This is a genomic window from Burkholderia sp. 22PA0099, assembly GCF_047497165.1.
Lineage (GTDB): Bacteria > Pseudomonadota > Gammaproteobacteria > Burkholderiales > Burkholderiaceae > Burkholderia.
In genome coordinates this window covers 3,055,745-3,075,520 of record NZ_CP163165.1, presented here as the reverse complement: position 1 = coordinate 3,075,520, position 19,776 = coordinate 3,055,745, and the positions used below count along the sequence as shown (strand labels likewise).

Below are 19,776 nucleotides of genomic sequence, written 5' to 3'. Positions count from 1 at the left end.
ACGCTCCTTCAAACATGACCGCCCGACCGATCAATGGCGACCGTCGCGCGGCTCGGGCTGGTTCGGCGCGCTTTCGTGCGGCGGGGCGTCGATGTCGAGCCCGGTATCCACATCGAAGTGACCGATATCGTCGGGGTCCCAGCCGGTGGCCGCGGCGGCCGGCTGGTTCGTCGCGGGCGGCTCGGCCCAGGCCGGGTCGGCGAACGACGGCCAGTGATGGCGATCGAAGCCGGGCATCGCGCGCACCTGCTGCGCGGTGGCGGCCAGCACGAAACACTTGCGATCGGTATCGAGCGTCAGCGCATGCCACGGCACGGCGATCAGCTTGTCGCCGATGCCGAGCACGCCGCCGCTCGACAGCACCGCGTAGGCGATCCGCGCGCCGCGCACGTCGAGCATGATGTCCTTGATGTGGCCGACATGCTCGCCGTCGGTCGCATACACGCGGTTGCCGTCGAGCGTCGCGGCGGCCATCACGTCCGGGCCGGGGCCTGCCGACGGGTCGGGTCGTCCGACGATGCGTTCGCCGGTGCCGGTTTCGGAATGCAGATTCATCATCGACCTCCTTGCTGAAAGGGCTGCGCGCCGCGCTCAGGGCGAGCCCGGTTCGCCGCGGTCCGGCGGCTGGTGGGCCGGCACGGGATCGATCCGCGTCACGCCGCCGGTGGCCGGCGGATCGCTGGCCGGGAAAGTGTCTTCGAGCGCCTTGTCGATCTGCTTCTCGTCGCGGCGCGTCGTGCTGCGTTCCGCGCCGCGCTCGTTCGGCGCCGGTTTGCTCCCGGCGCCCTCGGTTCGCGAAGCGGGGTGGGTAAGGGATGGCATCGCAGGTCCTCCACGGTAGGTTCGTGATTCTGTGGCGCAAGCTCCATGCCGGCCCGCTTGCCGGCCTGCCATCACGGCGTCACGTCGATGACTGTCTCAAAACTGAAAAATTTTCAGTGCCGGATGTAAGGAATGCACGCGAACCGTCGAACAGGTCGCGGCGCGCGGTTGCGACTCGGGCCGCCGGCCTGACGGCGCGGGCGCCGGCACGCATGGCATGCGAATTGCAGTAATGCCCGCTGTCTTGCATCCGGAGGACCGACCGTGGCGCTTGTTTCCGCTTCGTTTGCCCAGTTCGCCGGGTTCGATGCATCGCGATTCGCCGGTCGGCCTGCCGGCATCTCGCTGCATCGTCCCGAGCCGACTCACCCCGCGATCGATCCCGACCCGCCGCCCGACGAGGGCGACCCCGGGCCGACCGATCCGCCGACGCCGCGACCGCCCGAGGGCGATCCGCCGTCGCGCGAACCGCCCGAGCGCGTGGGGGGGCGACGGGCCGGTTGCCGGCGAGACGGAGGCAGACCGGGGGCAGACCCGAGGCAGACGAAAGGGAGCGGTTCGTGCGTGGCGAACCTGCTTGCTGGCCGGCACCCGCAACGCGCGTGCCGCGAGTAACATGGGCAACGGCACCCGCGCAGCAGCGGGGCGGCACGCTCCCGGAAGAACCGATTACATAAAGAGGATGAGCTGATGATTCGACGCCGTGCCGTTTCCGTTTCCCTGTCTGCGCCCCGCCCGGTGATGTTGCCGCGCCGCGCGATCGTGCCGTCCCGGCTCACCGTGTTCGCCGTCTGCTGCGCCGCCGCCGTGACGGCTCGCGCGCAGACCCCGTCGCCGCTCGGCGAATGGCAGTATTCGGCCGGCGTCACGCTCCAGAAGGTGTTCGATCCGAAGCCGCCCGAGCAGTGGTCGGTGCGCTTTGGCGCCGCTTCCTCGTTCCAGCCGCGTTATGAAGGCTCCGACCAATACCGCGTGAAGGCCGGCCCGAACTTCGACGTGCGCTACCGCGACCTGTTTTTCCTGTCGACGGGCGAGGGGCTCGGCGTGAACTTCGCGCAGGGCCAGAACTGGCGCACCACGCTGTCGATCAACTACGATCTCGGCCGCCGCTCCGCCGACGATCTCGGCCACCTGAACGGCCTGCCCAACATCAATCCCGCACCGCTGATCAAGCTGTCGGGCGACTACGTGATCTCGAAGAACCTGCCGATCGTGCTGCGCGCCGATGTGCGGCGCAGCATCGGCGGCTCGAACGGCTGGGTGGGCGATCTGTCGGCCTACATGCCGCTGCCGGGCAGCTCCGAGAAGTTCTTCTGGTTCGCCGGCCCGACCGTGTCGTTCGCCGATTCGAACTATATGAACAGCTGGTTCGGTATCAACCAGCAGGCATCGACACGCACCGGCTACCGGCCGTATTCTGCGAAAGCAGGCCTGAAATCGTACGGTGTCGGCATGACGATGGTGTGGTTCGTCCGCAAGCACTGGTTCGTCACGGTGGATGGCGCGCTGGAGCAATTGGTGGGCAGCGCACGCAACAGCCCGCTCACGCAGCGCTCGACCAACGGTGTGGCGGACGTCTCGGTCAATTACCAGTTCTAAGGATTGTCCGGCGTCGTTTCACCCGGTACCGCTGATGCTGCATCCATGCCTGCCGCGCGGTTTGCCCCGCGCGGCGCAAGGCACCCCGACCAGGAGGAGACAATGGAACAGGCACGGAATCATTCGCACACCGAAGCCAACCCGGTTAAGACGCCCGCGCCCGCGATCGGCGGCGCGCCGGTCGCGGCCGGCGATCGCAGGCTCACGCCCGAACGGATCGCCTCGAAAACGCCCACCGGCTTGCCGGCGATCGATCGCGAGCGCTATGCGCAACGCGAACACGGCGATCCGGTGCGCCGCGCGGCGAGCCGCATCGTCACGCTCGACAACGCGAACATGGGCGCGTCCGACAGTTGCGTGGACGTCGACGGCAAGAGCTTCGACGCGCATCGCGACGCGCCGCTCTGGCATGACAACGAGATCCACTCGAACGCCTCGCTCGACGACAGCGTGGTCACGTCCGACGACGGCCTGGCCGGTTTCGCGAGCCGCCGCGGCGACGGCTCGCCGGCCGTGGAAACGCGGCTCGGCTGGCAGGTCAGCGCGGCCGGCATCATCGATGCGGGCCGCACCTACGGCGCACGCACCGAGCGCGTGATCCGGCTCGAACCGTCGGACGCCGCCAAGCGCTGACGGCGCGCGCCGCGCCGCCCGATACGAAAACGCCGCCGGCTCGCGCCGGCGGCGTTCTTGCGTGAGCAGCCGGTTTATTGCGGGCCGAGTTCCTGCGCGGACGCATCGGCCTCGTTGCCCTGCGCGATCAGCACGTGGATGTCGTTCGGCACCACGTCGCTGATGCCGCCGGCCGGGATCGTCAGCACCAGCCAATCCGCGTTGTTGGCCAGCGAGACGGCCGGGGTGGTCAGGATCGGCGTTTTCGAGCCGGCGGTCGTGACGATCACCTGATAGCTGCCGCCCGACAGATAGAGCGAATCCTGCGTCGAGGCCGGCACCGCGTTCTGATACGAAACGTTCGCCAGCGTCGGGCTGCTCGCGCTGATATTGGTGCTGCCCGCATTGACCACGTAGATGTCGAGGTTCTGCGCGTTCGGCGACGCGTTGAAGCCGCGCACGCGCGCCTTGTCCGACAGCAGGCCCTTGGCGTACGGATCGTCGATCTCCGCGATCGAGTTCGACGTGCTCGGCAGCGCGATCGTCGTGTAGTGATGGCCGTTCACGGTCGAGAAGGCCTGCGAGGCGATCGCGGTGTTGCTGCCGGTGGAGTTGTACGAGGTGGTCTGGTTGCCGGTGTCGAGATCGGCGTAACGCGTCACGCCCTTGTAGGCCACGTTCGCCGTGTTGAGCTTGCTGTTCAGGTAGTAGTCCAGATTGGGGCCGAGCGGCACGGCGTTGATGAAGCGCGCCTGCGGCTTCGCGGTGCCGATGATGGTGCCGATGTCGTTGCCGTCGTTGCCACCGCATGCGGCCAGCATCGCCACGGCCGATGCCATTACCGCGAGGGTACGAATTGCCTTCATGTCTTGTTCTCCGATCTGATTGGATTCTGTGCTTGCGCGTCGCCGGGCGCGATGCGCGCGACGACGTGCGGCCAGCGGGCCGAAGCCCGGCGGCGAACGCATTTTTCGATGCCCCCTCGCCGCACCCGCGCGGTCGGCGGGCGATTCCATCCAGCAGAACTCGTACCCGCACGCGATCGCGCGGTCGCGGGCGCGCCACCGATACGCGTGCTTTGCGTCGCGCAACAGCGCATTGCATGGGGTGTCGGGCTCACGGTCCAAATCTTGCGAACCCGCTTGTAAAAAATGCCTTGTCGGCGGTGACGCGTGTTGCGGCCTGCAGGTCGAGCCCTTGTCCATCAAGGCTCGAGCAACCTGGTACGAATGTTGCGAAAGTCGGGACAGGATCAATCAATCGACGAGGAGCACCCGATGTCCACGCTCGCGCTACAGATGCGACAACACTTGACGCTGACGCCGCGGTTGCAACAGTCGCTTCGGCTGCTTCAGCTATCGTCGCTCGAATTTCAGCAAGAGCTGCGTCAGGCGCTCGACACCAACCCGTTCCTGGAAGACGTGCAGGTATCGGGCGACGACGATACGCGCACGCCGTTCGATCAAGCCGAACAGGCCGCGGAATCCGCCGAATCGGCCGATGCGCCGAATCTGGTGACCGCGGAGGAAGGGCCGCGCGACAACGAGATGTCGTACACGGCGGAGCCCTCGATGCGCGGCAGCGCGATGCGCCGCTCGGGCGACAGCTACGACCTGGAGCCGTCGGAGCGGATCGTGATGGAGCCGTCGCTGCACGAGCATCTGCACGAGGCGCTGTGCCTCTATCCGCTGAACCCGCGCGACCGCGCGGCGGCGCGCACGTTGATCGACGCGCTCGACGACGACGGCTACTTGCGCCAGACGCTCACCGAGCTGGCCGAGACGGTGGCCGATTCCGATGTCTGCTTCAACGAGCAGGAACTGACGGTGGCGCTGCGGCTGGTGCAATCGGTAGACAAGCCGGGCCTGGCTGCTCGTTCGTTATCCGAATGTTTGCTGCTGCAACTGAATGCGATGCCGGCCGGCCGCCCCGATGTGGAGTGCGCGAAGACCATCGTCGAACATCATCTCGAACGCTTGGCGCGTCGCGAAACGGCCGAGATCCAGCGCCGCATCGGCTGCGATACGCGCACGCTGCGTGCGGCCTGCGCGCTGGTGCGCAAGCTCGATCCGCGCCCCGGCAACCATTACGGCAGCGCGAGCGGCGACTACGTGGTGCCCGACGTGATCGTGCGCCAGGTGAACGGGCGCTGGGTCGTGACGGTCAACCCGGCCGTGATGCCGCGCGCGCGCGTGCACAAGCTGTATGCCGAGCTGTTCGCGAAATCGAGCGAATCGGTGCAATCGCCGCTCGGTCAGCAGTTGCAGGAAGCGCGCTGGCTGATCCGCAACGCGCAGAAGCGCTTCGATACGATCCAGCGCGTCGGCGAATGCATCGTCGCGCGGCAGCGTGATTTCTTCCGCTACGGCGCGATCGCGCTGAAGCCGCTGGTGCTGCGCGACATCGCCGAGGAGCTCGATCTGCACGAATCCACCATTTCGCGTGCCACGGGCAACAAGTACATGGCGACGCCGCACGGCGTGTTCGAGTTCAAGCATTTCTTCCCGCGCAAGCTCGAAGCGGCGGGGCGCGGTGCCTGTTCGGCCGCGGCGGCGAAGGTGCTGATCCGCGAAATGATCACGGCCGAGGCGGCCGGCGAGCCGCTGTCGGACGTCACGCTCGCGCATCGGCTGGCGGGGCGCGGCGTGGTGCTCGCGCGGCGCACCGTCACCAAGTACCGGCAGGCGATGAAGATCCTGCCGGCCGAACTGCGCCGTCGCGTGCCGATTTGAGCACGCGTTTCATCGCGGCATGCGCAGTTCGAATTTCCCATCCCATCCATCAGTCATGCTGAACGAGGAGGCGGCCATGAAAGCGAAATCGCAAGCGCAACAGCACGCGGCCGGCGCGGCATTGTCGGCCAAGCGTGGAGATACACAGGTCAAGGATTTGAAGGGCGCGTCGCGCGACATGCACGACTCGATGAGCGAGCGCGAACTCGAGGACATGGCCGCGACCCGGACCAAGGACAAGCCGCAACACAAGAGAACGTCGTGACGGCCTGAGCGCTTCACGACATGGGAATCGTTTTTCAACCTGGAGGTAGACATGCTTCGCTACGCAGTGATCTTTTTTATCATCGCCATCATCGCGGCGGTCTTCGGTTTCGGCGGCATTGCAGCCGGCGCCGCTGAAATCGCCAAGATCTTGTTCTTCATCTTCGTCATCATCTTCATCGTGACGCTGCTGCTTGGCGTGATTCGAAGATAACGAAGCAGTCGACAAACGAAACGGCCGCCAGCGATGGCGGCCGTTTTTCATGGTGCGCCCGATTGCACGGGCGCGTGATCAGCCGAGCGCGGCGTCGTAGCGGCGCGCGACCTCGGCCCAGTTGACCACGTTGTAGAACGCCGCGATGTATTCGGGGCGACGGTTCTGGTATTTCAGGTAATAGGCGTGCTCCCAGACGTCGAGGCCGAGGATCGGCGTGTTGCCCGTCATCAGCGGGCTGTCCTGGTTGCCGCTGCTCTCCACCACCAGCTTCTTCGCAGGCGTCACGCTGAGCCAGGCCCAGCCGCTGCCGAAGCGCGTCAGCGCGGCCTTCGTGAACGCATCCTTGAACGAATCGAAGCTGCCGAGATCGGTGTCGATCGCGGTGGCGAGACGGCCTTGCGGCGCACCGCCGCCGTTCGGCGCCATCACGCTCCAGAACAGGCTGTGGTTGGCGTGGCCGCCGCCGTTGTTGCGCACCGCGCCGCGCACCGCCTCGGGCAGCGATTCGATGCCCGACACCAGTTCCTCGATGCTCGGGAACGGCAGGCCCGCGCCTTCGAGCGCCGCGTTGACGTTGTTCACGTAGGCCTGGTGATGCTTCGAGTAGTGGATCTCCATCGTCTGCGCGTCGATGTGCGGTTCGAGCGCGTCGTAGGCGTAGGGCAGCGGGGGCAGGGTGTAGGGCATGGTGGCTCCGGGTGGTGATGCGGTGGGTTCGATGGCTTGGGTCGGGCGGTGGCTGGCTACTGGCGCATCAGCGTATGCACAGGGCCGGCCGCGCCGAGCTGGCAGGCGTCGCGGGCGGCGTTGTCGTCGGGATGGCCCGCGACGTAGTGCGTCAGTTCGGCATAGGTGCGGCGGCAATGGCGTTGCGCGGCGGTTTGCCAGCGGATCGGCAGCGCCGCGCCGTTCATCGTGTCGCAGAGGCGCGCGTGCGCGGCGCACAGGTGGCGGCATTGGTCGCAGTTGCGGCCGAGCCGCGCGTAGGTGTCGGCCAGGTTGTGATGCGCGACCACCCACGCGGCCGTGCCGGCTTCGGCGTCGCCGACGCGGCCGTACATGGCGTCCGCCACCGCGACCGCCGCGTCGTAATGGGCGATGGCGGCGGCGTAGTCGCGTTCGTCGAACGCGCGGTTGCCCCAGGTGATCGAACGCCGCCAGCGCGCGAGCTCGTCGCGGTCGTCTGCGCGGGAGGGTGGGGCGGCGGTGGCGGTGTGCATGACGTTCCTCTCGGGTCCTCGGATGGGGCAGGCTCGGTGCTGCTCTATGAATGCGAATGATAATTATTTTTATTTAAATAGTCGAATGGGCGGGTGGAATGACCCCACGGCGGGTGGGGTGGTAGGTCCGGTGGATTCCGGACGCGGGGCCGTGGGCGGATCGCCGTGCAGCGGCCGGGCCTGCACGGCGACCGTATGGGCGTCCACGGCGTCGAGAAAGCCGGCGTGGCCGAGCAGGATCGACGCCCACGGCCGGCCTTGCGCATCGACCGAGCCCACAAAGCTATAGGGCAGCAGTCCGAAGAATTCCCGATGCTGCCCGGTCAGATATTCCCGCACGACCTGCCGCCCCGTCACCGCCATCTTTTCGCGCACGCCCACGCGCTCCTGCACGGCCAGCTCGCCTTCGTGAAACGGCGATGCGTCCAGGCCCCAACCCGGCGACGACGGGGTATTCGACATGATCGGCTCGCGGTCGTGGCGGGAAGCGTCGTCAGGCCGCCGCGCGCAGGCCGACGGCGTTGCGGGCGAACGGCACGAAGCCGGGCAGCGCCTCGATGCGCTTGAGCCAGGCGTTGACGTTGGCGTAGCCGGAGATATCCACGTTGCCTTCCGGTGCGGCCGTGATGTAGCTGTACAGCGCCACGTCGGCGATGCTCGGCTGCGCGGAGGCGATCCACGCGTGGCCGTCGAGTTCGGCGTCGATCAGCTTGAGGATGTCGTGCGAGCGCTTGATGACTTCCTGCGCGTCGAGCTTCGCGCCGAACAGCGTGATCAGCCGCGCGGCGGACGGGCCGTAGGCGATCTCGCCCGAGGCCACGGACAGCCAGCGATGCACCCTGGCCGCGCCGAGCGCATCCTCGGGCAGCCAGTCGGTCTTGCCGAGGTGCTTGGCCAGGTAGACCAGAATCGCGGCGGAGTCGGCCAGCACGGTGCCGTCGTCTTCCAGAACCGGCAGTTGTCCGAAACGATTCAGCTTCAGAAATTCGGACTGCTTGTGTTCGCCCGCCGCGAGCGAGACGTTGACGATCTCGACGGGCTGGTCGAGCAGCGAGAGGAACAGCCGGATGCGGTGCGAGTGTCCGGACAATGCGTCGTAGTAGAGTTTCATGCGTGCAGTCTCGTGTGCAATTTCGTTAGGCCCCGGCGGCCAGTCCGCCCGGATGACTGAAGCGTAAGGAGTCGCATCGTTCGGCGAAACGGCCAATCGGTGGAATGCACTCTTTTGTTTTTTCGAATGCTGCGCACTTAACGGGCCGGCGCCGCCCGGATATCATGCGGAGGCCGAAACAATGGCTTTGCGCCGGGGCCACCCGGAGAGGGGAACATCATCGACCGCTTTCACGCCATGACCGTCTTCGTGAAGGTTGCCGAGGCCGGCGGCTTCGCGGGCGCGGCGCGCCTGCTCAACGCGAGCCCGCCCACCGTCACCCGCACCATCGCCTTGCTGGAGGACATGCTGGGCGCGCGCCTGTTCGTGCGCACGACGCGCTCGATCAAGCTCACCGAAATGGGCGAGCGCTACCTCGACGATTGCCGCCGCATTCTCGCGGAAGTGCAGCAGGCCGAGGCGGCGGCAGCCGGTTCGTATTCGGCGCCCACCGGCACGCTCACCGTGTCGGCGCCCGTGCTGTTCGGGCGCATGCATGTGCTGCCGATTCTCAACGCGTTTCTCGAACGTCATCCGAAGCTCGTCGGCCATGCGCTGTTCGTCGATCGCATGACGCATCTGGTCGAGGAGGGCATCGACGTGGCCGTGCGCATCGGACATCTGCCCGATGCCAGCTACGTGGCGCGCATGGTCGGCACGGTGCGGCGGGTGGTGTGCGCGTCGCCCGACTATCTGCGCCAGCATGGCGTGCCGGAGCGGCCCGACGAGCTCGCGCGCCACCGCGTCGTCGGCGCGACGGCGGGCTGGGCCGCGGGCGAATGGCGCTTCGGCATCGCGAGCGATATCGTGGTGCGGGTCGGCCCGGCGCTGTTTTGCAATACCAACGATGCCGCGATTGCCGCCGCCGAAGCGGGCATGGGCGTGACGCGCGTGCCGGCCTACCAGATTGCCGCGCAGTTGCGCTCGGGCGCATTGCAGGCCGTGTTGAGCGAGTTCGAGGAACCGGCCATGCCCGTGCATGTCGTGTATGCCGAACGGCTGCACACCCCGGCGAAGATTCGGGGCTTCATCGACCTGGCGGTCGAGCGCTTGCGAAGCGACCTCGGTTACGGCGGGTAGCGCGCGACGCAGCCGATCCGTTTCCGATTGTTTGCGAAACCCGGCATCTTCATTCGGCTTGATCCACTTTTTCCGGCCCCGGACCGCGCGTAGATTCGTGGACATACCCGGTGCGCCGCCGTCCTGGCAGCGCCCGGTCTACCGCAAATGAGGATCGGAATGGCCAAGCTCGAAGGAAAAGTGGCACTCGTCACGGGTGCGTCGAAGGGAATCGGTGCGGCGATCGCCAAGGCGCTGGCCGCCGAAGGCGCGGCGGTGGTGGTCGGTTACGCCAGCAGCCGGGATGGCGCGGAGAAGGTCGTGAGCGAGATCACCGGTGCAGGCGGGCGCGCAGTGGCGGCCGGCGGCGACGTGTCGAAAACCTCCGAGGCGGCCAGCCTCGTGCAAGCCGCTGTCGATACGTACGGCTCGCTCGATATCGTCGTGAATAACTCGGGCGTGTATGCGTTCGGCGCGCTGGAAGACATCACCGAAGACGAATTCCATCGTCAGTTCAATACCAACGTGCTCGGCTTGCTGCTGGTCACGCAGGCCGCGTCGAAGCATCTGGGCGAAGGCGCCAGCATCATCAACATCAGCTCGGGCGTGACGCGCATCACGCCGCCGGCCACCGCCATCTACACGGGCACCAAGGGCGCGGTGGATGCAATCACCGGCGTGCTGGCGCTCGAACTGGGCGCGCGCAAGATTCGCGTCAACGCGATCAACCCCGGTTATGTGGAAACCGAAGGCACGCATACGGCCGGCATTTCGGGTTCGGGCATGGATGCCGAGTTCATCGCCAAGACGCCGCTCGGCCGTGGCGGCCGCCCGGACGATATCGCCGATATTGCCGTGTTCCTGGCTTCGGACGATGCGCGCTGGCTGACGGGCGAGAACCTGCTGGCGGCGGGCGGGATGCGTTGAGCGGAATTGAGCGGAATTGAGTTGAACTGAACCGAGCAATAGCGGGCAGGCGAACCCCGCCTGCCACGCGCCGTCGCGGGCCTGCCGGCTTATCGGCCGAAGGTTTCGCGGCGTAGCAAGAAAAAACCCGGTGGCGCTTCATCGCCAACCGGGTTTTTACGCATGTGGCTGCGCTTCGCAGTTTGACGTACCGATCCGAACAGGTTGTATGCACAACCTGTTCGTGAGGCATCGCCTATTTCCGGTTTGCCGCACCGAGCCGATCCAGATACGCGCGGCACATCAGGATCACTTGCGCCTGCACCGCACGCGCCTCGTCGTCGGGCAGGCTGCGCTCGAACACGCTGCGCACCGTGCCGAAGATGGTGTTGAGCAACGTCAGGTTGACGATCGCAAGATCCGGAAACACCGCATCGGCCGCGCTGGCGAACATCGCCGCCGACGCCGCATCGACGCGCCGGGCGAACGCCTCGACCAGCGGCGCGTTGTCGAGATCGACCACCGAGCGATACAGCACGCGCGTGACGTCGGGCCGTTCCATCTTGGTATCCCAATACGTTCCCACCAGCACCTCGATCATCCGGCCGATCGGCTCGCCGTGCTGCGCCTGGCAGGTGCGCTCGATCTTCTCGGCCAGCGCCTCCAGATAGTGTTCGTTCAGGCCGTAGAACAGCGCCTGCTTGTGCGGAAAGTATTGATACAGCGTGCCGACCGACACGCCGGCCCGATCCGCCACCTTGGTGGTGGTCAGGCGCTCGGGGCCGTCGGTCAGCAAAACCTGAATGCTGGCCTCGAAAATGGCATGCAGCGTGACCGTCGAACGCGCCTGGCGCGGCTTTCTACGGGGCGTGAGACGGATGGGTGTGGCGGACGGCATAAGCGAATTCTCAGGCAGGACGATTCTTTATATCGTGTTCGTGTCCCAACCGAACAGATGAAGGATGGCAGATGACAGACCTTAACCGCATTGCACTCGTGACCGGCGCCAACAAGGGCATCGGTCTGGAAATCGCGCGCCAGCTCGGGCAGGCCGGCGTGTTCGTGATCGTCGGCGCGCGCGATGCCGGCCGCGCGCAGGCGGCGCTCGACGACCTCGCCTCGCAGGGCGTGCGCGCCGAAGCGGTATCGATCGACCTGAACGATCAAACAAGCATCGCCGCCGCCGCCGAGACGATTCGCGCCCGGCACGGCCGGCTCGATATCCTCGTCAACAACGCGGGCATCGTCGATGCCCAGGACGGCGCGCCGACCGCCGCATCGCCCGATGCCGCGCGCCGCATCATGGACACCAACTTCATCGGCACGTTGAGCGTGACGCAGGCGATGCTGCCGCTGCTGCGGCAGGCGCCGCGAGCGCGCATCGTCAACCTGTCGAGTGCGCTCGGCTCGCTGACGCTCAACGGCGATCCGTCCTCGCCGTATTACAACGCGCGGCTGATCGGCTACAACGCGTCCAAGGCTGCGCTCAATATGCTGACCGTGCAATTGGCGGAAGAACTGAAGGGCACGCCGATCGTCGTCAATTCGGTGAGCCCGGGCTACGTGAAGACCGATCTCACCGGCCATCAAGGTTTCCTGAGCGTCGAGGAGGGCGCGAGAATCCCGGTGAAGTATGCGCTGCTCGGCGACGATGCGGTGTCCGGCACGTTCGTCGAGGCCGGCGGCACGACGCCCTGGTAAGCGTTGGCGGGTGGGGCGAGGATCGGGTTCGGCCGGGTGGAGATGTGCTTCATCGCACCGGACGCCCGATTCCAGTTGCGCACGCAACGAATGGAACGAGCCGCGGGCGAGACCGAGTCCCGCCGCGTGGCCGGCAACGTAGGCATCCGCGTCGCTTGCCGCCGCCCCGCTTTTTCAAGCGCAGCGCGTGCGGCTTGCCGTCGACGCAGAAATCCCTCGGCAGCACGCGGCCCGGCACTTGCGAGATGCCGTACATGCCGACGTGCTGCTTCGGGCAGGCGTGCAGGGTCGGCTCGGTCGGGCTGGAGGGCGGCGACGTGGTGGGCGCGTTGCGCGAAGGCGAGCACGCCGCCACGGTCGGCCCGCTCGCGCCGGTCGAGGCGCGCCTCACGGCAGGCGAGTGCGACCTGGTCGCGGTGGGACGCGCGCTGATCGCGAACCCGGACTGGGCGAACCTCGTGGCGGCGCAGCGCCTCGACGCGTTGCGGCCGTTCGACAAGGGGCTGCTGGCGACGCTGTGACTCGCCCGAACGGCGCATGTCCCCCGGCTTCGGGACAACCCGGATTGCCGCAGCCGGCTCCCACCCGTATCTTTCTACATCATACGTATGATCTAGAGAGTCACTTATGGCAACCCTGCACCGGCAGGTACTGAACCAGATGGGCGAGCAGATCTGCTCGGGGCAACTCGCCCCGGGCGAGGTGCTGCCGTCCGAGGACGAGCTTGCCGAGCGGCTCAAGGTGAGCCGCATCACGATCCGCGAGACGGTCAAGTCGCTGTCCGCCAAGGGCATGCTGCAGGTGCGGCGGCGCTACGGCACGATCGTGCTGCCGCGCTCGCAATGGCAACTGTTCGATCCCGACGTGATCCACTGGCGCGCCCGGGCGGGCACAGTGGACGACGCGCTGATCCAGGATCTGATGGAGCTGCGCCTGATCATCGAGCCGAACGCGGCCAAGCTCGCCGCGAAGCGCGCCACCGACGCCGATCGCATCGCGATCCGGCGCGCGTATCAGGCGATGGCGCGCGCGGTGGCCGGCGACGGCGACTACGTGCCCGCCGACCTGGCGTTTCACGGCGCGATCCTGACCGCCTGCCACAACCAGTTCGTCCAGCAGATGCAGAGCGCGCTGTCGTCGATCCTCGAAACCAGCTTCGCGCTCAGTTCGGAGATCGCCGGCGGCCCGGCCCGCTCGCTGCCGATGCACGAAGCGCTGTGCCTCGCGATCGAGAACGGCGACGAGGCGGCCGCGGAGGCGGCTTCGCTCGTGCTGATCCGACGCGCCGAGCAAGACTTCGAGGATCGCGCGGCGCTGCATCGGGCCGTGGGCGGCAAGCCGACCTGAGCCCCCTAGCCCTGTAAGCCGCCCGAGCGGCGATTCGGCATTTCACGTCATCGCGGCCGGCAGCGGCCGCGAGGGGCGCACTCGCGCCCGACCTTCGACTATCAAGAGGAATCCTCATGACTTCTTTGTTCGATCTGAGCGGCCGCACGGCGCTCGTGACCGGTTCGGCGCGCGGCATCGGCTACGCGCTGGCCGAAGGCCTCGCCACCGCCGGCGCGCGCGTGATCGTGAACGGCACGCAGGCCGACACCGTGGCCGCCTCGGTCGGCCGGCTTGCCGAGCGGGGCTTCGACGTGCAAGGCCGCGCGTTCGACGTGACCGACGAGCAGGCCGTGGCCGACGCGTTCGCGCAATGGGACCGGGACGGCGTGCCGATCGACATCGTGATCAACAACGCCGGCATCCAGTTTCGCAAGCCGCTCGTCGAGCTGGCGCTCGGCGACTGGCAGCGCGTGATCGACACCAACCTGACGAGCGCGTTCATCGTCGGCCAGCAGGCGGCGCGGCGCATGATCGCGCGCGGCACGGGCGGCAAGATCATCAACATCGGTTCGCTGACCAGCGAGGCGGCGCGCGCGACGGTGGGCGCCTACACGGCGGCGAAGGGCGGCATCAAGATGCTGACGCGCGCGATGAGCGCCGAATGGGCGCAGTCGAACATCCAGGCGAACGCGATCGGCCCCGGCTACATCCTGACCGACATGAATCAGCCGCTGGTCGAGAACGCGAGCTTCGATGCGTGGGTCAAGAGCAGCAACCCGACCCAGCGCTGGGGCAAGCCCGAGGAACTGGTCGGCACCGCCGTGTATCTCGCCTCGGCGGCGTCGAGCTACGTGAACGGCCAGATCATCTACGTCGACGGCGGCTGGCTGTCGGTCCTGTAAGCAGCACCTGAACCCCGGCCGCCCACACCAACAACACCAGACGGGCGGCGGCTCGCACGCACCTATCGGAGACATCATGGACAGCGTCAAACCCGTGGCACCCCAAAGATGGTGGTATCTGATGCCCATCATCTTCATCACCTACAGCCTGGCCTATCTCGACCGCGCGAACTACGGCTTCGCCGCGGCGGCCGGGATCGACAAGGATCTCGGCATCACGCACGGCATGTCGTCGCTGATCGGTTCGCTGTTCTTTCTCGGCTATTGCCTGTTCCAGGTGCCGGGCGCGATCTACGCGCAGCGCAACAGCGTCAAGAAGCTGATCTTCGCGAGCCTGATTCTGTGGGGGCTGTGCGCGGCGGCGACGGGGATGGTCAGCAATATCCCGATGCTGATGGTGCTGCGCTTCGTGCTCGGCGTGGTGGAGGCGGCGGTCATGCCGTCGATGCTGATGTACATCAGCCGCTGGTTCACGCGCTCCGAACGCTCGCGCGCGAACACCTTCCTGATCCTCGGCAACCCGGTCACGGTGTTGTGGATGTCGGTGGTGTCGGGCTATCTGGTGCGCAGCTTCGGGTGGCGCGAAATGTTCGTCCTCGAGGGGCTGCCCGCGCTCGCCTGGGCCGTGGTGTGGTGGTTCACGGTCAAGGATCGCCCGGCCGATGCGCCGTGGATGAGCCAGGCGGAAAAGGCCGAACTCGATGCGCGCCTGAAGGCGGAGCAGGCCGATATCGCGCCGGTGCGTGATTACAAGGCCGCGTTTCGTTCGCCGGTGGTGTTGAAGTGCTGCGCGATCCATGCGCTCTGGAGCATCGGCGTGTACGGCTTCATCATGTGGCTGCCGTCGATCCTGAAGGCGGCCTCGACGATCGACATCGTGTCGGTCGGCTGGCTGGCCGCCGTGCCGTATCTGGCCGCGATCATCCTGATGCTGCTCGCGTCCTGGCTGTCGGACAAGACGCGCAATCGCAAGCTGTTCGTCTGGCCGCTGCTGCTGATCGGCACCATCGCGCTGGTGGCGTCGTATCTGGTCGGCGGCTCGCACTTCTGGATTTCGTTCGTTCTGCTCGTGATTGCCGGCGCGACGATGTATGCGCCTTACGGGCCGTTCTTCGCGCTGGTGCCCGAACTGGTGCCGAGCAACGTGCTGGGCGGCGCGATCGGCATCATCAATTCGAGCGGCGCGCTCGGCGCGTTCCTCGGCTCGTGGGTGGTCGGCTACCTGAACGGTGCGACCGGCAGCCCGTCCGCGTCATACATTTTCATGGCGGTGGGGCTGCTGGCGTCGGTGATCCTGATGATGACCGTGCCGGGCCGCGCCGAACCGCGCCCGGCCGAGCCGTCGGCGGCCTCGCTCGGCCGTACCTGATGCACTTGGCGCCTCGCGTCGCATTCCTCATTCTCTGGATTTCCGCCTACCCATGACCACCCTGATTACCGATGTGAAGGTCATCCTGACCGCACCCGAAGGGATCAACCTGATCGTCGTCAAGATCGAGACCAACCAGCCCGGGCTGGTCGGGCTCGGTTGCGCGACGTTCGCGTACCGGCACCTCGCCGTGCAATGCCTCATCGAAGCCTATTTGAGGCCGCTGCTGATCGGCCGCGATGCCGAAGCGATCGAGGAGCTGTGGCAACTGATGCATCAGAACGCGTACTGGCGCAACGGCCCGATCGAGAACAACGCGATCTCGGGCGTGGACATGGCGTTGTGGGACATCAAGGGCAAGATGGCGAACCTGCCGCTGTATCAGTTGTTCGGCGGCAAGTGCCGCGAGGGCGTGCCGGTGTACCGGCATGCCGACGGCCGCGATCTCGGCGAGCTGTGCGAGAACATCCAGAAGTATCGCGAGCAGGGCATCACGCATATCCGCTGTCAGAGCGGCGGCTACGGCGGTGCGGGGTTCGGCGCGGCGCCGGCTGGCGCGCCGCACGGCTCGGCCGACGGCATCTATCTCGACGGCCGCAAATACATGCGCGAGACGCTGAAGCTGTTCGACGGCATCCGCAGCCGGATCGGCTTCGATGTCGAGCTGTGCCACGACGTGCACGAGCGGCTGAAGCCGGTCGAGGCGATCCGCTTCGCGCGCGAACTGGAGCCGTACGAACTGTTTTTCCTGGAGGATGCCATCGCGCTGGAGGAGGGCGAGTGGATTCGCCAGTTGCGCGAGAAGACCACGACGCCGCTCGCGCAGGGCGAACTGTTCAACAATCCTTACGAATGGCGCTTCCTGATCACCGAGCGGCTGATCGATTTCATCCGCGTCCACCTGAGCCAGATCGGCGGCATCACGGCCGGCCGCAAGCTGCAGATCTTCGCCGAGCAGTTCGGCGTGAGAACGGCGTGGCACGGCCCGGGCGACATGTCGCCGCTCGCGCACGCGGCCAATATCCATATCGATCTCGCGTCGCGCAATTTCGGCGTGCAGGAATGGTCGGGCACCGAGCCGCCGAACTTCGTGATCCAGCAATTGAAGGGGCCGCGCGAGGCGCTGTTGGCGGTGTTCCCGGGGCTGCCGGAGTTTCGCGACGGGCATGTGTATGCGAACGACAAGCCAGGCCTGGGCGTCGATATCGATGAAGCGGAGGCCGCGAAATATCCGTGCGAGAACACGGTGACGACGTGGACGCAGACGCGCTTGAAGGATGGCGCGCTGCAGACGCCTTGAGGGAGCGAGGGGAAACCCGATTGCATGGGGCGCGACTCGGCACGGATGCTATAGTGGCTGCTCAGTATTCTGCCGTACGCGTTGCGGCGCAATGTTGTCAGTAACCATTGCGCCCGCGCCGTTGGCCATCGTCGTGGGTGCTCCAGCCATTGGAGAACGAACATGTTGACGACCCACGACTACCACCTCATCGAAGAACGGATACCCGAGGCCTGGGCGTTGAGCCGAGTGACCTCGGCCGGGGCGGCGATCGGCAATGCCGTCTATCCGACGCCCGCCTACGCACTGGCCGACGCGGCGAGCCACGATCCCCATGCCGAGTTCGAAATTCACCTGCGCGCCGACGACCCACAGGTGGACGTCCAGCTTCGCGATGCCTTGCTGATATTGCGCGACGCAGGCATGACCCACGCACGCCAGGTCTATTCCGTGTCGGAGGCGAAGCTGGCCCGGATCGGCTTGACCGATGCGGGCTTCGCCGCGCTGACGGCTCGCTCGCCGTATCTCGGGGCGCCCGCCGCGGTGATCAAGTGGACGGCCGACGACGAGATCAATCTCGAACTGGCGGTGGTGGTGCAGGGCGATGCGCCCTGACTGCGGCCATGGACGGATTTCGGCCCGGCCTCGATGGGTTGTCGTTGCCGTGTGCCGGGGTCGTGCCAGGTTGAAATTCCGCCGCCCCATGCCGCAGATTGGAATGACTTTTTCCCTTCACGGCAGGCGCCGGATCGACCAGGAAATTTAGCTATACAAATCAATTAAGGCGCGTAGCATGAAGCGCTGAAGGTGGCGCTTTTCTCCGTGATTCGGCGCCATCCGCACGCTACCGATCCCGAACCGCGATCCTGGTGGTGGCTTGACCCACCGCGTTTTCGCGGCCTCCCTGCCTTGCGTCGAACGTCCATGCCGGCGTGACTTCCGCTTCAGGATCTCGGTTTCGCCGGTGCCGGCGAGTCTCGGCACGACTTGAATTTCCCTATTCCGGCCAGCGTGCCGGAGATGCCGGAGTGCGACATGAGCCCATTCGACCTGCAGTGCTCGATTCAATACGATGTCCCCGGTTTCGTCGACCGTCACCTGCCCGTCGAGGCGGGCGCCATCGAGATCATCGGGCTGTCTTCGCCGCGCCGATTCCGTGTCGACCCGACGCCTCGCCATGCCGATGGCGAGTACATGGCGCATGCGCGCATCCGGTCCCATCGCGCGGATGGCAGCGAATACGACGTTTATCTGAGCGGGGATCTGGCGGGCTTCGATAGTCGCGACGATGCGATCGCCTATGCCCGCAATTGGGCTCATGTCTGGTTGCACACGACGTATGGCTGAAGCGCCCCGGCGTGCGCTCGCCGCCGCATCGCCGCGCGGCATGCCGCGCGAGGCGCGGCGTGATCACGCCTCGTCGCAATGCACCTCGAAGTGCGTCAGTTCCGCGGTGCCGAACGCATTGCTGATGGCCACGTCGGCGGCATCCCGGCCGTAGGCCATCAAGACCCGGCCGATGCGCGGCGTGTTGTTTCGCGGGTCGAACGTCTGCCAGCCCCCTCCCACATACGCCTCGAACCAACCGGCGAAATCCATCGGCGCGGTAACGGGCGGCAAGCCCACATCGCTGACATAGCCGGTGCAGTAGCGCGCCGGAATATTCATGGCCCGGCACAGCGCAACACCCAGATGCGCGAAATCACGGCACACGCCCTTGCGTTCGCGATACGCGTCCAGCGCGGTTTTCGTGGGCCGTGCGTGATCGTGGTCGAATTCGATGTGCTGGTGCACGAAGTCGCAGATCTTCAGCACGGTGTCGCGTCCGGGCACGCATTGGCCGAACAGGCGCCAGGCGGTTTCAACCAGCAGGTCGGTTTCGCAATAGCGGCTGCCGAGCAGGAACACCAGCGTTTCATCGGGCAGTTGCTCCACCGGATGGCCCCAATCGTTGCTGGGGCGCGTCTCCATTTCGCCGGACACGTTCAGCAGCGCGGTAGTGCTCAAATCGAGGCGCCCGACCGGCGCCACGATCCGGCTGCACAGGTTGCCGAAGCCGTCGCGATACTGGTGGAGCGGCAGCGGCGGATGAGTGACGAGCACATCCGGCACGACGATATCGTTCGCGTGCGAGAAGTGCGTGTTCAGCATCAGCATCATCGGCGTGGGTTGCGAACACGTGTATGACAATTGGTATCCGACGCGGAGTTTCATGAGTGTTCCTTGGCTGGGCGGGGTGGTGGGGCCGGCGAGCCGCGTGGCCGGCGGGGCGCGAAGCTCAGTCTGCCGGCCCCAGGATCACGTCGATCGCGGCCTGGCCGGCGACCTCGGCGATCAGGTAAGCCCACCGTTCGGTAAACGGGCCGTTGCGCAGCGCGATGCGGCGCCCCTCGACGCCGCTCATCGCCAGGCTTGCGCCGCGTCCGATCTGGACGCTCACATCGAACGTGTCCTGTTTGGCCGGCGTCAATTCGACATGAATCTCGAAGTTGCGATACGCGATGGTTCGCTGCATGAAGACCTCTTTCAGGGGATCGGCAACCACGCGCTCGCCGCGCGCGCGCTCGATCGAGTCCTGCGCTTCGCAGCGTGCGGCATGGTTTGGGAGAAGCGGC

The 19,776-nt window shown here is 66.4% G+C and carries 25 protein-coding genes; 15 read left to right on the top strand and 10 right to left on the bottom strand.

Translation table 11 applies throughout. The annotated features are described in order from the left end of the window. Nucleotides 1-30: 30 nt before the first annotated feature. Nucleotides 31-555 (bottom strand): PRC-barrel domain-containing protein, encoded by a 525-nt coding sequence (locus AB4851_RS29095; RefSeq protein ID WP_414451973.1) that lies wholly within the window; start codon nucleotides 553-555, stop codon nucleotides 31-33. 36 nt (nucleotides 556-591) lie between these two features. Beyond that, a complete protein-coding gene (locus AB4851_RS29090) occupies nucleotides 592-822 on the bottom strand; it encodes a hypothetical protein (RefSeq protein ID WP_414444586.1) in 231 nt (76 codons plus the stop codon). Between the two features lie 690 nt (nucleotides 823-1,512). Between AB4851_RS29090 and AB4851_RS29085 the strand changes: the two genes are divergently transcribed. After that, nucleotides 1,513-2,421 (top strand): MipA/OmpV family protein, encoded by a 909-nt coding sequence (locus tag AB4851_RS29085; protein ID WP_414449849.1) that lies wholly within the window; start codon nucleotides 1,513-1,515, stop codon nucleotides 2,419-2,421. 102 nt (nucleotides 2,422-2,523) lie between these two features. After that, the gene (locus AB4851_RS29080) at nucleotides 2,524-3,054 is read left to right on the top strand and encodes a DUF3005 domain-containing protein (protein ID WP_414444587.1); all 531 of its coding nucleotides are present in this window, start codon (nucleotides 2,524-2,526) and stop codon (nucleotides 3,052-3,054) included. A gap of 74 nt (nucleotides 3,055-3,128) precedes the next feature. Here the strand turns inward: AB4851_RS29080 and AB4851_RS29075 are convergent, their stop codons facing one another. Next, nucleotides 3,129-3,899: a DUF4397 domain-containing protein gene (locus AB4851_RS29075; RefSeq protein WP_414449848.1), complete on the bottom strand. Its 771-nt coding sequence runs from the start codon at nucleotides 3,897-3,899 to the stop codon at nucleotides 3,129-3,131. A gap of 411 nt (nucleotides 3,900-4,310) precedes the next feature. Here AB4851_RS29075 and AB4851_RS29070 point away from each other — a divergent pair, with 411 nt between their 5' ends. The 3 genes from AB4851_RS29070 to AB4851_RS29060 all read left to right on the top strand — a co-directional run bounded on the left by AB4851_RS29070 (nucleotide 4,311) and on the right by AB4851_RS29060 (nucleotide 6,243). Further along, on the top strand, nucleotides 4,311-5,765 hold the full coding sequence (locus AB4851_RS29070; protein ID WP_414449847.1) for an RNA polymerase factor sigma-54: 1,455 nt from the start codon (nucleotides 4,311-4,313) through the stop codon (nucleotides 5,763-5,765). Between the two features lie 76 nt (nucleotides 5,766-5,841). Then, complete coding sequence (locus AB4851_RS29065; RefSeq protein ID WP_414451972.1) at nucleotides 5,842-6,030, top strand: DUF3008 family protein; 189 nt, start codon at nucleotides 5,842-5,844, stop codon at nucleotides 6,028-6,030. A 51-nt stretch (nucleotides 6,031-6,081) separates the two neighbouring features. Continuing rightward, nucleotides 6,082-6,243 carry a DUF1328 family protein gene (locus tag AB4851_RS29060; RefSeq protein ID WP_013697398.1) on the top strand — a complete coding sequence of 54 codons (162 nt, stop codon included), beginning with the start codon at nucleotides 6,082-6,084 and terminating at the stop codon, nucleotides 6,241-6,243. A gap of 78 nt (nucleotides 6,244-6,321) precedes the next feature. Here AB4851_RS29060 and AB4851_RS29055 read toward each other — a convergent pair whose 3' ends face one another. The 4 genes from AB4851_RS29055 to AB4851_RS29040 all read right to left on the bottom strand — a co-directional run bounded on the left by AB4851_RS29055 (nucleotide 6,322) and on the right by AB4851_RS29040 (nucleotide 8,577). Next, a complete protein-coding gene (locus tag AB4851_RS29055) occupies nucleotides 6,322-6,933 on the bottom strand; it encodes a superoxide dismutase (RefSeq protein WP_414449846.1) in 612 nt (203 codons plus the stop codon). A 56-nt stretch (nucleotides 6,934-6,989) separates the two neighbouring features. Further along, on the bottom strand, nucleotides 6,990-7,466 hold the full coding sequence (locus AB4851_RS29050; RefSeq protein WP_414449845.1) for a hypothetical protein: 477 nt from the start codon (nucleotides 7,464-7,466) through the stop codon (nucleotides 6,990-6,992). A gap of 69 nt (nucleotides 7,467-7,535) precedes the next feature. Continuing rightward, nucleotides 7,536-7,928, bottom strand: coding sequence for a hypothetical protein (locus AB4851_RS29045; RefSeq protein WP_414449844.1), 393 nt, complete (start codon nucleotides 7,926-7,928; stop codon nucleotides 7,536-7,538). A 31-nt stretch (nucleotides 7,929-7,959) separates the two neighbouring features. Then, the gene (locus AB4851_RS29040) at nucleotides 7,960-8,577 is read right to left on the bottom strand and encodes a glutathione S-transferase family protein (RefSeq protein WP_414444594.1); all 618 of its coding nucleotides are present in this window, start codon (nucleotides 8,575-8,577) and stop codon (nucleotides 7,960-7,962) included. A 237-nt stretch (nucleotides 8,578-8,814) separates the two neighbouring features. Here AB4851_RS29040 and AB4851_RS29035 point away from each other — a divergent pair, with 237 nt between their 5' ends. Then, nucleotides 8,815-9,696 carry a LysR family transcriptional regulator gene (locus AB4851_RS29035; protein WP_414449843.1) on the top strand — a complete coding sequence of 294 codons (882 nt, stop codon included), beginning with the start codon at nucleotides 8,815-8,817 and terminating at the stop codon, nucleotides 9,694-9,696. Between the two features lie 159 nt (nucleotides 9,697-9,855). Beyond that, nucleotides 9,856-10,602 carry a glucose 1-dehydrogenase gene (locus tag AB4851_RS29030; protein WP_414449842.1) on the top strand — a complete coding sequence of 249 codons (747 nt, stop codon included), beginning with the start codon at nucleotides 9,856-9,858 and terminating at the stop codon, nucleotides 10,600-10,602. A 235-nt stretch (nucleotides 10,603-10,837) separates the two neighbouring features. Here AB4851_RS29030 and AB4851_RS29025 read toward each other — a convergent pair whose 3' ends face one another. After that, complete coding sequence (locus tag AB4851_RS29025; RefSeq protein ID WP_414449841.1) at nucleotides 10,838-11,479, bottom strand: TetR/AcrR family transcriptional regulator; 642 nt, start codon at nucleotides 11,477-11,479, stop codon at nucleotides 10,838-10,840. 71 nt (nucleotides 11,480-11,550) lie between these two features. Here AB4851_RS29025 and AB4851_RS29020 point away from each other — a divergent pair, with 71 nt between their 5' ends. From AB4851_RS29020 to AB4851_RS28985, 8 genes are all read left to right on the top strand, one after another. Continuing rightward, nucleotides 11,551-12,282: an SDR family oxidoreductase gene (locus AB4851_RS29020; RefSeq protein WP_414449840.1), complete on the top strand. Its 732-nt coding sequence runs from the start codon at nucleotides 11,551-11,553 to the stop codon at nucleotides 12,280-12,282. A gap of 254 nt (nucleotides 12,283-12,536) precedes the next feature. Next, entirely contained in the window at nucleotides 12,537-12,803 is a 267-nt protein-coding gene (locus AB4851_RS29015) for a hypothetical protein (protein ID WP_414449839.1), read from the top strand. Between the two features lie 106 nt (nucleotides 12,804-12,909). Further along, the gene (locus AB4851_RS29010) at nucleotides 12,910-13,629 is read left to right on the top strand and encodes a FadR/GntR family transcriptional regulator (RefSeq protein ID WP_414449838.1); all 720 of its coding nucleotides are present in this window, start codon (nucleotides 12,910-12,912) and stop codon (nucleotides 13,627-13,629) included. A 116-nt stretch (nucleotides 13,630-13,745) separates the two neighbouring features. Continuing rightward, nucleotides 13,746-14,513, top strand: coding sequence for an SDR family oxidoreductase (locus AB4851_RS29005; RefSeq protein ID WP_414449837.1), 768 nt, complete (start codon nucleotides 13,746-13,748; stop codon nucleotides 14,511-14,513). A 76-nt stretch (nucleotides 14,514-14,589) separates the two neighbouring features. Then, nucleotides 14,590-15,882, top strand: a complete 1,293-nt coding sequence (locus AB4851_RS29000; protein ID WP_414449836.1) for an MFS transporter — start codon at nucleotides 14,590-14,592, stop codon at nucleotides 15,880-15,882. A 52-nt stretch (nucleotides 15,883-15,934) separates the two neighbouring features. Then, a complete protein-coding gene (locus AB4851_RS28995; protein ID WP_414449835.1) occupies nucleotides 15,935-17,182 on the top strand; it encodes an enolase C-terminal domain-like protein in 1,248 nt (415 codons plus the stop codon). A gap of 162 nt (nucleotides 17,183-17,344) precedes the next feature. Further along, entirely contained in the window at nucleotides 17,345-17,776 is a 432-nt protein-coding gene (locus AB4851_RS28990; RefSeq protein ID WP_414444606.1) for a hypothetical protein, read from the top strand. 519 nt (nucleotides 17,777-18,295) lie between these two features. Next, the gene (locus AB4851_RS28985) at nucleotides 18,296-18,508 is read left to right on the top strand and encodes a hypothetical protein (RefSeq protein ID WP_414451971.1); all 213 of its coding nucleotides are present in this window, start codon (nucleotides 18,296-18,298) and stop codon (nucleotides 18,506-18,508) included. A 63-nt stretch (nucleotides 18,509-18,571) separates the two neighbouring features. On the opposite strand, the gene AB4851_RS28980 is transcribed toward AB4851_RS28985, so the two are convergent. Together AB4851_RS28980 and AB4851_RS28975 are read right to left on the bottom strand one after the other, a co-directional pair. Continuing rightward, a complete protein-coding gene (locus AB4851_RS28980; RefSeq protein WP_414444607.1) occupies nucleotides 18,572-19,375 on the bottom strand; it encodes a transglutaminase-like domain-containing protein in 804 nt (267 codons plus the stop codon). A gap of 64 nt (nucleotides 19,376-19,439) precedes the next feature. Next, nucleotides 19,440-19,676, bottom strand: coding sequence for a hypothetical protein (locus AB4851_RS28975; protein ID WP_414445556.1), 237 nt, complete (start codon nucleotides 19,674-19,676; stop codon nucleotides 19,440-19,442). Nucleotides 19,677-19,776 lie beyond the last annotated feature (100 nt).

Excerpts from the sequence above, each read along its gene's own strand:
- AB4851_RS29095 (WP_414451973.1), bottom strand. The coding sequence starts at position 555 with ATGAATCTGCATTCCGAAACCGGCACCGGCGAACGCATCGTCGGACGA.
- AB4851_RS29090 (WP_414444586.1), bottom strand. The coding sequence starts at position 822 with ATGCCATCCCTTACCCACCCCGCTTCGCGAACCGAGGGCGCCGGGAGC.
- AB4851_RS29085 (WP_414449849.1), top strand. The coding sequence starts at position 1,513 with ATGATTCGACGCCGTGCCGTTTCCGTTTCCCTGTCTGCGCCCCGCCCG.
- AB4851_RS29080 (WP_414444587.1), top strand. The coding sequence starts at position 2,524 with ATGGAACAGGCACGGAATCATTCGCACACCGAAGCCAACCCGGTTAAG.
- AB4851_RS29075 (WP_414449848.1), bottom strand. The coding sequence starts at position 3,899 with ATGAAGGCAATTCGTACCCTCGCGGTAATGGCATCGGCCGTGGCGATG.
- AB4851_RS29070 (WP_414449847.1), top strand. The coding sequence starts at position 4,311 with ATGTCCACGCTCGCGCTACAGATGCGACAACACTTGACGCTGACGCCG.
- AB4851_RS29065 (WP_414451972.1), top strand. The coding sequence starts at position 5,842 with ATGAAAGCGAAATCGCAAGCGCAACAGCACGCGGCCGGCGCGGCATTG.
- AB4851_RS29060 (WP_013697398.1), top strand. The coding sequence starts at position 6,082 with ATGCTTCGCTACGCAGTGATCTTTTTTATCATCGCCATCATCGCGGCG.
- AB4851_RS29055 (WP_414449846.1), bottom strand. The coding sequence starts at position 6,933 with ATGCCCTACACCCTGCCCCCGCTGCCCTACGCCTACGACGCGCTCGAA.
- AB4851_RS29050 (WP_414449845.1), bottom strand. The coding sequence starts at position 7,466 with ATGCACACCGCCACCGCCGCCCCACCCTCCCGCGCAGACGACCGCGAC.
- AB4851_RS29045 (WP_414449844.1), bottom strand. The coding sequence starts at position 7,928 with ATGTCGAATACCCCGTCGTCGCCGGGTTGGGGCCTGGACGCATCGCCG.
- AB4851_RS29040 (WP_414444594.1), bottom strand. The coding sequence starts at position 8,577 with ATGAAACTCTACTACGACGCATTGTCCGGACACTCGCACCGCATCCGG.
- AB4851_RS29035 (WP_414449843.1), top strand. The coding sequence starts at position 8,815 with ATGACCGTCTTCGTGAAGGTTGCCGAGGCCGGCGGCTTCGCGGGCGCG.
- AB4851_RS29030 (WP_414449842.1), top strand. The coding sequence starts at position 9,856 with ATGGCCAAGCTCGAAGGAAAAGTGGCACTCGTCACGGGTGCGTCGAAG.
- AB4851_RS29025 (WP_414449841.1), bottom strand. The coding sequence starts at position 11,479 with ATGCCGTCCGCCACACCCATCCGTCTCACGCCCCGTAGAAAGCCGCGC.
- AB4851_RS29020 (WP_414449840.1), top strand. The coding sequence starts at position 11,551 with ATGACAGACCTTAACCGCATTGCACTCGTGACCGGCGCCAACAAGGGC.
- AB4851_RS29015 (WP_414449839.1), top strand. The coding sequence starts at position 12,537 with ATGCCGACGTGCTGCTTCGGGCAGGCGTGCAGGGTCGGCTCGGTCGGG.
- AB4851_RS29010 (WP_414449838.1), top strand. The coding sequence starts at position 12,910 with ATGGCAACCCTGCACCGGCAGGTACTGAACCAGATGGGCGAGCAGATC.
- AB4851_RS29005 (WP_414449837.1), top strand. The coding sequence starts at position 13,746 with ATGACTTCTTTGTTCGATCTGAGCGGCCGCACGGCGCTCGTGACCGGT.
- AB4851_RS29000 (WP_414449836.1), top strand. The coding sequence starts at position 14,590 with ATGGACAGCGTCAAACCCGTGGCACCCCAAAGATGGTGGTATCTGATG.
- AB4851_RS28995 (WP_414449835.1), top strand. The coding sequence starts at position 15,935 with ATGACCACCCTGATTACCGATGTGAAGGTCATCCTGACCGCACCCGAA.
- AB4851_RS28990 (WP_414444606.1), top strand. The coding sequence starts at position 17,345 with ATGTTGACGACCCACGACTACCACCTCATCGAAGAACGGATACCCGAG.
- AB4851_RS28980 (WP_414444607.1), bottom strand. The coding sequence starts at position 19,375 with ATGAAACTCCGCGTCGGATACCAATTGTCATACACGTGTTCGCAACCC.
- AB4851_RS28975 (WP_414445556.1), bottom strand. The coding sequence starts at position 19,676 with ATGCAGCGAACCATCGCGTATCGCAACTTCGAGATTCATGTCGAATTG.